Below are 13,682 nucleotides of genomic sequence, written 5' to 3'. Positions count from 1 at the left end.
AGATGACGGACACGACAGCCCCGGCCGCCCCGGAGAACCGTGCCGCGGCGCCCTCCCGGCGCGCCCTGATCGGCTGGGGCGGGGCCGGGCTCGCGCTCGGGGCCGCTGCCGCCGGGGGCGCGGTCGCGGTGGCCCGCGCCGGTGACGGTACGGACCCGGGTGCCGACGGGAGCGGCGGCGCGGTCGCCTTCCACGGTGCCCATCAGGCCGGGATCGCCACGCCCGTGCAGGACCGGCTGCACTTCGCGGCGTTCGACGTGAAGACCGGCGACCGCGCCGAGTTCGTGCGGCTGATGAAGGACTGGACGGCGGCGGCCCGCCGGATGACCGGGGGCCTGGCGGTCGGGGAGGGCGCCTACGGCGGCCTCGCCGAGGCTCCGCCGGACGACACCGGCGAGGCGCTGGGGCTGAAGCCGTCGCGGCTGACGCTGACGATCGGGTTCGGCCCGTCGCTGTTCGAGAAGTTCGGGCTGGCCGGGCGGCGGCCCGAGGCCCTCGTCGAGCTGCCCGCCTTCCCCGGCGACAACCTCGACAGGACCCGTACCGGCGGCGACCTGTGCGTCCAGGCCTGCGCCGACGACCCGCAGGTCGCCGTGCACGCGATCCGCAACCTCGCCCGCATCGGCTTCGGCAAGGTCGCCATCCGGTGGTCGCAGCTCGGCTTCGGCAAGACCTCGTCGACGACGCCCGACGCGCAGACCCCGCGCAACCTCATGGGGTTCAAGGACGGTACGCGCAACATCGCGGGCACCGAGACCGACCGGCTGGAGAAGCACGTCTGGGTCGGGGAGTCGGACGGCGGCGGGAGCGCGGCGTGGATGGCCGGCGGGTCGTATCTCGTCGCGCGGCGCATCCGGATGACCGTCGAGACCTGGGACCGCGCATCGTTGCAGGAGCAGGAGGACGTGTTCGGGCGCGACAAGGGCGAGGGTGCCCCCGTCGGCAAGGCCAAGGAGCACGACGAGCCGTTCCTGAAGGCGATGAAGCCCGACGCGCACGTCCGGCTCGCGCACCCCGACTCCAACGACGGCGTCACCATCCTGCGCCGGGGTTACTCCTTCACCGACGGCACCGACGGCCTCGGCCGTCTCGACGCGGGCCTGTTCTTCCTGGCCTACCAGCGCGACGTGCGCAAGGGATTCATCCCGCTCCAGCGCAGGCTGGCGGCGCACGACGCGCTCAACGAGTACATCCAGCACGTGGGTTCGGCGGTCTTCGCCGTCCCGCCCGGTGTCCGCGACCAGCACGACTGGTGGGGCCGGACGCTGCTGACAGAGGAGGCGTAGTCCGTGTTCTCCAACTACCTGATCGGCCTGCGCGAGGGCCTCGAGGCCAGCCTGGTCGTCTGCATCCTCATCGCGTACCTGGTCAAGACGGGCCGCCGGGACGCCCTGCGGCCCGTCTGGATCGGCATCGCCATCGCGGTGACGATCGCCCTCGTCTTCGGCTGCGTCCTCGAATTCGGTTCGCAGGAACTGACGTTCCAGGCCCAGGAGGCCCTCGGCGGTTCGCTGTCCATCGTCGCGGTCGGCCTGGTGACGTGGATGGTGTTCTGGATGCGGCGCACCGCCCGGCACCTGAAGAAGGAGCTGCACGGCAAGCTCGACGCCGCCCTCGCCATGGGCACCGGTGCCCTGGTCGCCACCGCGTTCCTCGCCGTCGGCCGGGAGGGCCTGGAGACGGCGCTGTTCGTGTGGGCGTCGGTCCACGCGGCCGGTGACGGCACCCCGCGCCCCCTGATCGGCGTCGCCCTGGGCCTGGCCACCGCCGTGTTCCTGGGCTGGCTGTTCTACCGGGGCGCCCTGAAGATCAACCTCGCCAAGTTCTTCACCTGGACCGGCGGCATGCTCGTCGTCGTCGCGGCGGGCGTCCTCGCCTACGGCGTCCACGATCTCCAGGAGGCCGACTGGATCCCCGGCCTGACCAGCGTCGCCTTCGACATCAGCGGGACCGTCCCGCCGGACAGCTGGTACGGGACGCTACTGAAGGGCGTGTTCAACTTCCAGCCCGACCCGACCGTGCTCCAGGCGGTGGTGTGGCTGGCGTATCTCGTGCCGACGCTGGCGCTGTTCCTGGCGCCCGCCGGGTTCGTGGCCCGGCGCACGGGGGTCCGGTCGGCGCGGCCCTCGGTCGGGGTGCGGGACAAGGTCTGAACTCCGGCCGGATCCCGGGCCCCGGGCCCTGCGCCCCGAACTCCGGTCCGCGGTCCTGTCGTCCGTCTCTTCCCGGTAGGGTTCGCCTCCGGGAAGGGGAGGGTGAAGGACCTGATGACCACCAGGGAACGCGGCGCTCTCGGCGGCGGATCCGGGCAACGCCGCACCACGCGCCGCACCGCACGCCGTACGACGCGCCACACCGCACACCACGCCGCGCACCGCACCACGCGCCTCGCCGCCGTCTCGTTCGCCGCGCTCTCGCTCACCGCGAGCGGCTGCGTGGTGGTGCACGGCGAGCGCGAGGTGCTTCCGGCCGCCACCCGCGCCCAGGCCGCCCAGGCGCTGAGGGACTTCACCGCCGCCTACAACAAGGCCGATGAGGCGTACGACAGTTCGCTCGACGCCGCTCATGTCACCGGCGCGCTCGCCGACATCGACGGCGCCCGCCTCAAGGCCGGTCACCTCAACAGTCCGGACGGCAACGCCTCGCACACCCCGCTCACACTGACCGACGCCACGTACACGATCCCCGCGAAGGCGGGCTGGCCGCGCTGGTTCCTCGCCGACGCCAAGGGCAACAAGGGCGGCGACCTGCGCTGGCTGCTGGTCTTCACCCGCGACTCGCTGGACCGGCCCTGGCAGGCGGCGTATCTGACGCTGGTGGCGCCGGGCAAGGTTCCCGAGTTCAAGAAGGACAAGGACGGCTGGGCCGAGGCCGTACCCGCCGCCGCCACGGCACTGGCCGTCCCGCCGCAGGACCTGAGCAAGGACTACGCGACGTATCTGCAGCAGGGCGGCGACGGCTTCGCGTCCGGCGCGCACACCGACGGCTGGCGCGCGCAGCGCGCGAAGGCCGCCAGCAGGCCGGGCCTGGCCACGCAGTACATCGACGAGCCGCTCACCGACGGCGACTACGCGCCCCTCGCGCTGCGCACCGCGGACGGCGGCGCGTGCGTCTTCTTCACCACGCGTTACTTCGCCAAGCAGACCGCCGCGGCCGGTACCACGGTGCCCGCGCCCGGCGACTCGGTGCGGGCGCTGGCCAAGGGCGACATCAAGCAGTCGCTGACGATGACGTTCGTCTCCAACGAGATCGCCCTGGACCCGGCGAAGGGCGCCGCCGACCCGAAGGTGACGGTACTGGGCCGCATCGAGGGACTCACGGCGGCCGAGGGGTCGTGACGGGCGGACGTCGTGGACGTCGCGGGCGTCAGCGGCGCAGGGGCCAGGCTCCGGGCTGCTGGTCGGACTCCTCGCCGATGTGGCGGGCGCAGGCGTCGGTGAGGGTCTCCAGGAGGGTCAGCGGGTCGGGCAGGGCGTGCTCGGGGCCGCGTACCCAGCGCACGGCCTGTCCCTCGTCGCCGGGGAGCCGGGACGGCGGTACGAGGACGTAGGAACCCCGGCAGTGCCAGCGCAGGCCGGGATGGTCCTCCATGGTCTCGGGATGGCAGTCCAGTTCGCACGGCCACCACTCGTCCTCGTCCTCGGGGGTGCCGCGGGTGAGGGTGAAGAACAGCATGCGTCCGTCGTCGCTCTCGGCGACGGGACCGACCTCCACCCCGGCGGACTCGAGACGCTCCAGCGCCTCGTGCCCGGCGGCCAGGGGTACGTCGAGGACGTCGTGCGTCATGCCGGTCGCGGTGATGAAGTTGGCCTGCGGCTGGTGGCGGGCCCAGCGTTCGATCTGGGCGCGGTCGGTGGTGGACTGCGTCTGCCAGGCGAAGGACTCCGGGTGCCGGGCGGGGGTGGGACAGCCGACGCGCTCGCAGGAACAGAGGGGGCCTTCGGGGTGGGCGGCGGGGGCGAGCGGCAGTCCGGCCGCGGCCACGGCGAGCAGCAGCGCCTCCCGTCCGCCGTCGTCGGCGGCGGCGACTTTGGGCCGGCGTCCACGCAGCCACTGGGAGAGCTTGCCCTGCCGGCCGCCTCGGTCGCCGAACGTCGCGCTCATCTATCCCCTCGCCTCGTCGATCGCCACGGTGGCCGCCCGCCGATTCACGGACAGCACCCCCCATGCTCCCACCTTCCCGCCCGCCCGGTGACCGGAGCCCACATCCGGGGCAGGTGGGGCGAGACGGGCCGGGGGCCGGGATCAGGGGTCATGTCGGCTTATAACGGGGCAGAAGGTCTCGCCGTCAGGGTCGGCCGCCGGTCACGCCGGTCCCGTCGTTCCCGGGCCTCCCGTCAACCCCCGGCCTCCCGTCACTCCCAGGGGTCTCCCCAGTCCGCGTCGCGTGCCGTGCGGTAGAGGTCCCCGTGGCGTCTGGTGACCGTGCGGCGCTCCAGCCGTCCGTCGCTCTCGCACAGGTCGAGCAGCACCTGGCCCTTGCGGATCTGCGGGCGCCGTACGACGCGGGCGGCGGCCGGAGCCGTCAGGGCGGCCGGGAGGCGGGTGGCGGCGACGTAGCTGAACTTCTCGTCCTCGTGGCCGAGGGAGCCGCCCTTGACCTGGCGGTGCAGGGAGGAACGGCTGACGCGGGCCGAGAAGTGGCACCAGTCCCGGCCGGGCTCGATGGGGCAGGCGGCGCTGTGCGGGCAGGGCGCGGCGACGCGGAAGCCCGCGGCGACGAGGCGGTCGCGGGCCTCGATGACGCGGGCGTATCCGGCGGGGGTGCCCGCCTCGACGATCACGACGGCCCGCGCGGCGGACGCGGCGGCGTCGACGAGGGCGGCGCGGTCGGGCCCGGTGAGCTCGTTGAGCACGTAGGAGACCGTGACGAGGTCGGTGTCCTCGAGGGTGAGCGCGGCTCCGATGCGGGAGCGCTGCCAGCGGACGTCCCGGAGGGCGGGGTGGGCGGCGGCTAGTTCCCGGCCCAGGGCGAGGGCGGGCTCGGCCCAGTCGAGCACGGTCACCGGGCGGGTCCCGGACCAGGTGGCGCTGACCGCCCAGGTGGCGGCGCCGGTGCCGCCGCCGACGTCCACATGGCCGGCGGGTGCCCATCCGGGTACGGTCGCGGCGAACGCGGCGAGGGCGGCCCGGACGGCCTCGAACGTGGCCGGCATCCGGTAGGCGGCGTAGGCGGCGACGTCGGCGCGGTCGCGGAGGATGGGGGCGGTGGTGGGGGTGTCCCCCCGGTACGCGGCGATCAGCCGTTCCACCGCCTGCGCGACCTGCCTGGCCGGCAGCCCGGCCACCGCACCGTCCAGGGCGGCACGCAGGGTGGCGGTGGTCATCTCGTCGGCAGCCCGGGACACGTTCACCCGCCGATTCTCTCAGCCCCGCCGGCCGGGCGGCGCACCCGCGCCCGCCGACGCACCGCGCGCAGCGTCACACGCGCCGAAGCGCCGCTAGGCGCCGCGTACGGCGTGTGCCAGCCGGGTCGCCAGGGCGGCGCGTGGAGCGCTGTCGGGTCGTCGCCGCCGGGGATGCACGACGTTGGCCAGCAGCACCAGGAACGTGTCCGTGGCCCGGTCGAGGACGACCGACGTGCCGGTGAACCCCGTGTGCCCCGCGGCCAGCGGCCCCGCCAGCTCCCCCATGAACCACGGCTGGTCCACCGCGAACCCCAGCCCCGGCGCGGCGAGCAGCAGGCCCACGAAGTCCGTGCCGAGGATGCGCGCGGGACCGTACGTGCCTCCGGCGAGCAGCGCGCGGCAGAAGACGGCGAGGTCGCGGCCGGTGCCGAACAGTCCCGCGTGTCCGGCGACCCCGCCCAGCGCCCAGGCGTTCTCGTCGTGGACGGTGCCTCGCAGCATCCCGCGGTCCGCCTTGGCCCACGGCCGTCGCTGGTCCTCGGTGGCGGCGGCCCCGTCGCACGGCCCGAAGCCGGTGGCGGTCATCCCGAGCGGCCGGGTGATGCCGTCGCGGATCAGGTCGTCGAGCCCGCGGCCGGTGACGCGTTCCAGGACGTGCTGGAGCAGCAGCATGTTGAGGTCGGAGTAGCGGTAGCGTCCGCGCGGCGCGGTCGGCGGTTCGGTGCGCAGGAGTTGGAGGCGGGCGGTGTCGTCCGGGCAGTCGTGGAGCGGGAGTTCGGGCCGCAGCCCGGAGGTGTGGGTGAGCAGCTGCCGTACGGTGATGCCGTGCCGGGCGGCGGCGCGGAAGCCGGGCAGGCAGTCGCCGACGCGGGTGTCGATGCCGAGGGTGCCGCGTTCGATCTGCTGCACGGCGGCGACGGCGGTGAACAGCTTGGTGAGGGACGCGAGGTCGAAGGGCGTGGTGACGGTCGCGGGGACCCGTTCGGCGTCGGGCAGTTCGACGCCCCGGTCGTGTTCGGCGTCGTAGGCCGCGTACCGGACGGCGTACCCGGACGCCTCCTCGACGGCGATGACCGGTCCGCGTCCGGCGACCACCACGGCGCCCGCCGCCCAGGGGCGGTCCCCGGCGGTGAGGGCGCGGAAGTCGGTGACCAGTGCGCTGATCTCCTTGGGGTCGAGTCCGGCCCGCTCCGGCGTGTCGTTGCGCAGTCTCGGCGTGCTCAGCTGTCCTCCTCCTCTCCTGTCCCGCTCCTGTTCCGCCCCGGACGGCCACGGGACCTATGCTCTCAGCTCGAACAGAGTGGCGAGGGTCTGATGCAAGGGGTGGGGTCCGCTATGACGGAGCGAACGGGTCTGACTGAGCCGGCCGGCGACCGGAAGGTCCGCTGGGGGATCCTGGCGACCGGCGGGATCGCGGCGGCGTTCGCGGCGGATCTGGTGGATCTGCCGGACGCGGAGATCGTGGCGGTGGGGTCGCGTTCGGAGGCGTCGGCGCGGGCGTTCGCGGACCGGTTCGGGGTCGGGCGGGCGTACGGCGACTGGAACGACCTCGCGGCGGACGAGGACATCGATGTCGTGTACGTCGCCACGCCGCACGCGGCGCACCGGGCGGCGGCCGGGATCTGTCTGGCGGCCGGGCGGAACGTGCTGTGCGAGAAGCCGCTGACGCTGAACGTGCGCCAGGCGGAGGAGCTGGTCGCGCTGGCGCGGGAGCGCGGGAGCTTCCTGATGGAAGCGATGTGGATGTACTGCAACCCGATGGTGCGGCGGCTCGCCGCGCTGGTCGCGGACGGGGCGATCGGCGACGTACGCACCGTGCAGGCGGACTTCGGCCTGGAGGGGCCGTTCCCGCCCGCGCACCGGCTGCGGGACCCGGCGCAGGGCGGGGGCGCGCTGCTCGATCTGGGGGTGTATCCGGTGTCGTTCGCCCAGCTGCTGCTGGGGGAACCGGCGGACGTGACGGCGCGGGCGGTGCTCTCGGAGGAGGGCGTCGACCTCCAGACCGGGGCGCTGCTGTCCTGGGAGAGCGGCGCGCTCGCCACCCTGCACTGCTCCATAACCGGCGGTACGGGGACCACGGCGTCGGTCACCGGTTCGCGCGGCCGTATCGACCTGCCGGGCGGCTTCTTCCACCCCGAGCGCTTCGTCCTGCACCGCGCGGGCAGCGACCCGGAGGAGTTCACCGCCGACCCGGCCGACGGCCCGCGCACCAGTTTCCGGCACGAGGCGAGGGAGGTCATGCGCGCGCTGCGGGCAGGTGAGACCGAGTCCTCCCTCGTCCCCCTCGACGGCACTCTGGCCGTGCTGCGGACGCTGGACAGCCTCCGGGAGCGTATCGGGGTGCGGTATCCGGACGAAGCGCGGCCGGAAATCGTCAAATAATCAACCTGCACAAACGGAATGTGAACATCCGGGCTATTGCCCCCGATAGGGGGCTTATGCTCAACTCTCCTGCACCAGAGCTTCACAGGTGGAGCACGGGGCTTCCGCAGACCTCACCGAGGGGGGAGGAGGCAGCCGTTCCACGGCGCCGGGTGGGGGTGGATCTCGCGTGGGACCGCGGGATACGCACCGGCACGTGGAACGGCTGCCACACCACTCCCCGCATCACTCCGTGGACCGCCCCCGGCCCGGGCGCCCGTCGCCGGACTCGGACTGCCGGGCCGGTGCGGCGCCACCGGCGGCCGCGTCCCGCACCTCACCGACGTCGGCCGTGGCCGTGCCCCGCGCAGTCCCCGTCGCCCCCGCGCCCCTCCGCCTCCGCAGCGCCCACGCGCCGCCCGCCACCAGGGCCGCCGTTCCCGCGGCCCCCGCCAGCAGCCGTACCGGGGACGAACCGCCGCCTGACGCACCGGACGCGCCCGCTCCCGCCGCCCCCTGCGGAGCCCGCATCGTGGCCGACGGGCTCGCCGCGCCCCCGCCCTCGCTGACCGGCGTGACCAGCGTCCCCACCGCCCGTGCCGAACTCCCCTTGCCGAAGCCCCAGTCGAGCAGCGCGGCGGTCTCCTCGTAGACGGCGTTGCTGCCGCTGGCGGGGTGCATCACGGTGACCAGCAGGGTGCGCCCGCCGCGGGTGGCGGCGCCGGTGAAGGTGTTGCCGGCGTGGCTGGTGTAACCGTTCTTCACGCCGATCAGCCCGTCGTAGACGTCCAGTCCCCAGGAGCCGGTCAGCAGCCGGTCGGTGTTCTGGATCTGGAAGGTCTTCTTCTTCCCGGCCGGGAAGTCGGCGGTCCTGGTGGCGCAGTAGGCCCTGAAGTCGTCGTCGCGCAGCCCGTGCCGGGCGAAGAGGGTGAGGTCGTACGCCGACGACAGCTGGCCGGCGTGGTCGAAGCCGTCGGGACTGACCACATGGGTGTCCAGGGCCTGGAGGTCGGCGGCCTTGGTCTGCATCTCGGCGACGGTGTGGGCGACGCCGCCGTTCATATGCGCGAGGACGTGCACGGCGTCGTTGCCGGAGCGAAGGAACACGCCCTGCCACAGCTGCTCGACGGTGTAGGTGATGCCGGGCTTGACGCCGACGAGGCTGGAGCCGGCCGGGATCCCGGCGAGGTCGGCGTCGGTGACGGTGTGCCGCTCGGTGCGCGCGAACTTGCCCAGCACCGTGTCGGCGAACAGCATCTTCAGGGTGGACGCCGGGGCCAGGCGCCGGTGCGCGTTGCTGGCGGCGAGCACCTCTCCGGTCTCGTGGTCGGCGACCAACCAGGCGCGGGCGGTGAGTTTTTTGGGCAGTGAGGCGGTGTCGCTCGCCTGGATCCCGCCGCGGGCGAGCCGGGCGCCGCCGATCACGGAGGCGGTGGCGGCCTCGGCGGGAACGGCGACGGCTGTCACGGCCGTCACGGCCGTCGCCGAGGCGACGGGGAGAGCGGCGGCCGTGAGGCCCAGGACGGCGCGCCGGGAGAGCGGAGAGGAATCACGCATCCCGGGACCGTACACCGCATCCAACAGGGGTTTCCTGGCAGGAGGCCGTCAACAGGGTAAGAATCGACTGTCTTACGAAAAGGTCATCTCCTACCCCGTTTTCTCAGCTCTGACACATCCTTTACTCAGGCCGACTCAAAGGTTTCTCCATAGTTTGTGGCCGCGCCCACAGCGGGCGCCAAGAACCTTCGAGGAACGGGATGTTTGGCATCTATCTCAAGCGCGAGCTGGGCCGCCGCAAGAAGGCGGCCCTGGTCATCGCACTGGGTCTGGCGCTCGGTATCGCGCTGGTCATCACCGTCAACTCGGTGTCGGCCGGCATGACTCAGGCTCAGGGCAAGGTCCTGAAATCGCTCTACGGCCTCGGCACCGACATGACGGTCACCAAGGCCCGGTCCGCCCCGACGTCCAACAGCTCGCAGGGCCCGAACTTCAAGTTCGACGCCAAGTCGAGCAGCAAGACGTCGCAGAGCTCGGACCGGGTGATGACGCAGGGCGGTCAGGTCCTGAAGTCCTCGCTGGTCGCGAAGGTCTCCGCGCAGAAGGGCGTGGCGAACGCGGTCGGCGCCCTGTCGCTGAACGTCACGAAGGTCGACGGCTCGTTCACCCAGGGCAAGGCACAGAGTTCCAGCGGAAGCGGGAGCAGCAGCGGCACCGGCGGGCAGCAGGGCCAGGGCCAGGCTCCCGGCGGCGGCAGCAGCACCGGCCAGCCCCAGGTGCAGGGCGGCGGCGCCAACTTCAACGTGAACAGCTACTCGGTCGCCGGCGTCGACGTCACCAACCTCGCCCTCGGCCCGCTGTCCACCATGGAGGTCACCTCCGGCAAGACCTTCACCTCGTCCCAGACGAACAGCAAGGTCGCGGTGGTCGGCAAGTCGTACGCCAAGACCAAGAAGTACAAGGTCGGTTCGACCTTCAAGGTCTCCGGCACCAAGTTCACGGTCATCGGCATCGCCACTCCCAGCAGCAGCGAGTCCACCACCGACGTCTACCTGCCGCTGAAGCAGGCGCAGTCGCTGGGCGACGCGAAGAACGAGGTCACCACGATCTACGTCAAGGCGTCCGACTCCCAGCAGATCTCGGCCGTGAAGAAGCAGATCCAGGCCAACATCTCCGGTACGACGGTCACCACGTCCGCCGATCTGGCGTCCACCGTGTCGGGTTCGCTGTCCACGGCCTCCAACCTCGCGAGCAGCGTGGGCAAGTGGCTGTCCATCGCGGTGCTGGCCGCGGCGTTCCTGGTGGCCGCGCTGCTGACGTCGTCGGCGGTGTCGCGCCGGGTCCGTGAGTTCGGCACGCTGAAGGCGCTGGGCTGGCCGAGCCGCAAGGTGACCCGTCAGGTCGTCGGCGAGTCCATCGTGAACGGTCTGCTCGGCGGCGTCCTCGGCATCGCCCTGGGCCTGGCGGCCGCCTACACGGTCACCATGATCAGCCCGACCCTGACCGCGCAGCTCGGCAACTCCGGCGGTGGCGGCATGGGCGGCGGCCCCGGCGGCGGCCCCGGGCAGCAGTCCGCGGCCAACACCCTGCAGATCGCGCTGACCGCGCCGGTCTCGGCGACCACGATCGCCCTGGCGGTGGGCCTCGCGGTCACCGGCGGCCTGATCGCCGGGGCGATGGGCGGCTGGCGCGCGTCGCGGATGCGCCCGGCGGACGCGCTGCGCAGCGTGTCGTAACGACCCGGTCCCCGGTCCGGTACGACCCGGTCCCCCGTCCGGCACATCCCCGGTCCGGCACATCCCTTGTGCGGGGGCCCTCGATCGGGGGCGCCGCCTCCACTCCCCCCGGGACGCGGCGCCCCACTCCCTGCTTCTCCCCGTCTCCCCTCCGCTTCCCCTCTTCCTTCATCCTCTGGAGCACCCATGTACAGACTGACCGGCGTCACCAAGCGCTACACGCGGGGCAAGGAGACCATCGAGGCGCTGCGCGGCGTCGACCTGGCCATCGAGGACGGTGACCAGCTCGTCATCCAGGGCCCGACCGGCGGCGGCAAGTCGACCCTGCTGCAGATGATCGGCGGCCTCGACCGCCCGACCGAGGGCAGTGTCGAACTGGACGGCGTGAACCTGGCCGCGATCAGCGAGGCCAAGCTGACCAGGATGCGTGCCGAGAAGATCGGGATCATCTTCCAGGCGTTCAACCTGATCCCGACGCTCACCGCGCAGGAGAACGTCGAGACGGCCCTGGTCCCGCTGGGCGTCAAGCCCGCCGAGCGCCGCGAACGTGCGGCGGAGGCACTGCGTTCGGTGGGCCTCGGGGAGCGGCTGAAGCATGTGCCGTCGGAGATGTCCGGCGGCCAGCAGCAGCGCGTCGCGATCGCGCGGGCCCTGGTCAAGAAGCCCAAGGTGCTGCTGGCCGACGAGCCCACGGGCAACCTCGACGAGGGCACCCGCGACGACATCATGGGCCTGCTGGAGGGCCTGTGGCACGAGTACGGCCTGACCTTCGTCATCGTCACCCACGACTCGTCCATCGCCCGCCGCGCCCCGCGCCTGGCCACCATCAAGGCCGGCCGGATCACGCTGAGCGAGCAGGGCACGGCCGCGAGCACGGGGGCGGCTGCGGGCGTGGGCGCGGGTGCGGCGTACTCCGCTCCGCAGCAGCCCTACGCGACCGGGCAACAGGGCTTCGTACCCCAGCAGTTCGGCGCACCGCAGGGCTACTGACCGCACCCCGGCGGCACCCTGGGCCGCTCACCGCTCGCGTACCCGGCCGGCCTCGGCCGGTTGCCCGGCGGTGAGCGGCCCTTTCGCGCATACGCCGCACCGGCGTCGGCGTCGGCCTCGGCGGGGCGGGCCGGGGTGCGGGGTGAGGCGCGGGGTGGGACGGTTGAGGACGAGTCTGCTGCCGCGCCGGCCGCCGTCCACTGTCCGCTGTTCGCTGTCCGCTCAGGGAGTCAAGGTGACCGATCACGACCGACGAGACCTGGGTCTGCTGCTGCTCCGGCTGGGGACGGGCGGCGTGCTGGTGGCGCACGGGGCGCAGAAGCTGTTCGGCTGGTTCGGCGGGGGCGGTATCGAGGGGACCGGCAAGGCGATGGAGTCCATGGGCTACCGGCCCGGCCGGGTGAGCGCGGGGACGGCGGGGCTGGCGGAGGCGGGCGGCGGCGCCCTGCTCCTGCTGGGCCTGGCGACCCCGGCGGCGGGTGCGGCCGCGGCGGGGGCCATGGCGGGCGCGGCGGCGGTGCACGCGCCGAGGGGCTTCTTCGCCCAGGAGGGCGGCTACGAGTACGCGGCGAGCCTGGGCCTGGCGGCCACCGGTCTCGCCGTGGCGGGCCCCGGCCGGCTCTCCCTCGACCACGCGCTGGGCCATGTCGTCGACCGCGGCTGGATGGTTCCGGCGGCGCTGGCGGTGACGGGCGCGGCGACGGCGGTCGTCGTGGGCACGCGCAACCGGCGGCTGGCACGGGAGCGGGAGGGCAGGCAGGAGGCCTTGTTCGAGGAGGTCCGCTGACCGGTCCGCGGCCTGGCGCGGGTCCGCCCGTGGCAGGCTGCCGCCATGACCGATCCGAGCGACACCGACGACGTCGACGGCACCGCCGCGGCCACGGCCGCACCGGCCGACCTCTGGACCACCGTGGACGGGCTGTGGCAGTGGCTGGAGACCCACCGCGGCCCCGACAGCCGGGGCCCGGCAGAAGCCCTGCTCCTGCGCATGCTGAAGCTCTCCGAGGAGGTCGGCGAAGTCGCCCAGGCGGTGATCGGCGCGACCGGCCAGAACCCCCGCAAGGGCGTCACCCACACCTGGCAGGACGTGGAGTCCGAACTGTGCGACGTCGTGATCACGGCCCTGATCGCCCTGCGCACCCTGACCCCGGACACCAGGGAGGTGTTCATGACGCACCTGGCGAGGGTGGCGGCACGGTCCGCGTGAGCTTCCCCGTGGTCGTCCGGTACCGGTCCCGGAGCTCACCCACCCCCCGGCCGCGTAGGCAGGATGAAGAAACAACTACGGCCGCCCCGGATTCCTGCAAGGCGGCCATAGGGGTTGCTGCGCCAGGCGCAGCCTTGTTTTGATGCTGCCTCCGTCATAAGACAGCGTGCTGATCAAGTCGGGTACCGGACGCCCATGTCCGAGGTCCGTGTCCGACAGGCTCAGACGGAGTCCGGGGCGGTCCCCTTGTGCAGGACCGCCTCCCGTACCGCTCGGGTGATATCCGCCGCAGTCTCTCGGTCCTAACCCGAGTCGGGCAGGAAGACCGTGCCGAAGCTTCCCTCGTCTCCCCAGGTACAGGCGTTGAATCGCTGGGCGGCCGTCGTCCGATACGGCAGGCGGCGCAGGGCGCCGCCGAGACGGCCGGCGTCGGCCGACCAGGCCCTGTCCGGCGCCCGGTACCGGACCGCCCGCAGGTGATCACGCCCACTCTACGACCGGCCACCGACAGAGCCCCCGGTTCCCGGGTATCCGGCGGGGAGG

General features: G+C 73.0%; 11 protein-coding genes and 1 pseudogene. 8 read left to right on the top strand and 4 right to left on the bottom strand.

All coding sequences use genetic code 11. The features are described from left to right. Positions 1 to 2: 2 nt before the first annotated feature. The 3 genes from efeB to ABZ862_RS30820 all read left to right on the top strand — a co-directional run bounded on the left by efeB (position 3) and on the right by ABZ862_RS30820 (position 3,338). A complete protein-coding gene (gene efeB, locus ABZ862_RS30830; RefSeq protein ID WP_360965175.1) occupies positions 3 to 1,286 on the top strand; it encodes an iron uptake transporter deferrochelatase/peroxidase subunit in 1,284 nt (427 codons plus the stop codon). 3 nt (positions 1,287 to 1,289) lie between these two features. After that, positions 1,290 to 2,153, top strand: coding sequence for an iron uptake transporter permease EfeU (efeU, locus tag ABZ862_RS30825; RefSeq protein ID WP_360965172.1), 864 nt, complete (start codon positions 1,290 to 1,292; stop codon positions 2,151 to 2,153). A 114-nt stretch (positions 2,154 to 2,267) separates the two neighbouring features. Beyond that, a complete protein-coding gene (locus tag ABZ862_RS30820; protein WP_360965169.1) occupies positions 2,268 to 3,338 on the top strand; it encodes a hypothetical protein in 1,071 nt (356 codons plus the stop codon). A 28-nt stretch (positions 3,339 to 3,366) separates the two neighbouring features. Here the strand turns inward: ABZ862_RS30820 and ABZ862_RS30815 are convergent, their stop codons facing one another. From ABZ862_RS30815 to ABZ862_RS30805, 3 genes are all read right to left on the bottom strand, one after another. Next, a complete protein-coding gene (locus ABZ862_RS30815) occupies positions 3,367 to 4,104 on the bottom strand; it encodes a bifunctional DNA primase/polymerase (RefSeq protein ID WP_360965166.1) in 738 nt (245 codons plus the stop codon). Between the two features lie 251 nt (positions 4,105 to 4,355). Next, positions 4,356 to 5,327 carry a small ribosomal subunit Rsm22 family protein gene (locus tag ABZ862_RS30810; RefSeq protein WP_360965375.1) on the bottom strand — a complete coding sequence of 324 codons (972 nt, stop codon included), beginning with the start codon at positions 5,325 to 5,327 and terminating at the stop codon, positions 4,356 to 4,358. 114 nt (positions 5,328 to 5,441) lie between these two features. Beyond that, positions 5,442 to 6,572, bottom strand: a complete 1,131-nt coding sequence (locus ABZ862_RS30805) for a serine hydrolase domain-containing protein (RefSeq protein WP_360965372.1) — start codon at positions 6,570 to 6,572, stop codon at positions 5,442 to 5,444. Between the two features lie 111 nt (positions 6,573 to 6,683). Between ABZ862_RS30805 and ABZ862_RS30800 the strand changes: the two genes are divergently transcribed. Continuing rightward, positions 6,684 to 7,730 carry a Gfo/Idh/MocA family oxidoreductase gene (locus ABZ862_RS30800; RefSeq protein WP_360965163.1) on the top strand — a complete coding sequence of 349 codons (1,047 nt, stop codon included), beginning with the start codon at positions 6,684 to 6,686 and terminating at the stop codon, positions 7,728 to 7,730. 225 nt (positions 7,731 to 7,955) lie between these two features. On the opposite strand, the gene ABZ862_RS30795 is transcribed toward ABZ862_RS30800, so the two are convergent. Continuing rightward, positions 7,956 to 9,266, bottom strand: coding sequence for a D-alanyl-D-alanine carboxypeptidase (locus ABZ862_RS30795; RefSeq protein ID WP_360965160.1), 1,311 nt, complete (start codon positions 9,264 to 9,266; stop codon positions 7,956 to 7,958). A 200-nt stretch (positions 9,267 to 9,466) separates the two neighbouring features. Between ABZ862_RS30795 and ABZ862_RS30790 the strand changes: the two genes are divergently transcribed. From ABZ862_RS30790 to ABZ862_RS30775, 4 genes and pseudogenes are all read left to right on the top strand, one after another. Next, positions 9,467 to 10,942 carry an ABC transporter permease gene (locus ABZ862_RS30790; RefSeq protein ID WP_360965157.1) on the top strand — a complete coding sequence of 492 codons (1,476 nt, stop codon included), beginning with the start codon at positions 9,467 to 9,469 and terminating at the stop codon, positions 10,940 to 10,942. A gap of 186 nt (positions 10,943 to 11,128) precedes the next feature. Then, positions 11,129 to 11,800 (top strand): annotated as a pseudogene (locus ABZ862_RS30785) (ABC transporter ATP-binding protein); the annotation flags it as partial. A 367-nt stretch (positions 11,801 to 12,167) separates the two neighbouring features. Beyond that, on the top strand, positions 12,168 to 12,719 hold the full coding sequence (locus ABZ862_RS30780; RefSeq protein ID WP_360965154.1) for a DoxX family membrane protein: 552 nt from the start codon (positions 12,168 to 12,170) through the stop codon (positions 12,717 to 12,719). A 45-nt stretch (positions 12,720 to 12,764) separates the two neighbouring features. After that, entirely contained in the window at positions 12,765 to 13,139 is a 375-nt protein-coding gene (locus ABZ862_RS30775) for a MazG-like family protein (RefSeq protein WP_360965151.1), read from the top strand. The last annotated feature ends 543 nt before the right edge of the window (positions 13,140 to 13,682 follow it).

This window comes from Streptomyces sp. NPDC047000, assembly GCF_040644295.1.
GTDB lineage: Bacteria > Actinomycetota > Actinomycetes > Streptomycetales > Streptomycetaceae > Streptomyces.
This window is presented reverse-complemented; position numbering and strand designations above follow the sequence as displayed.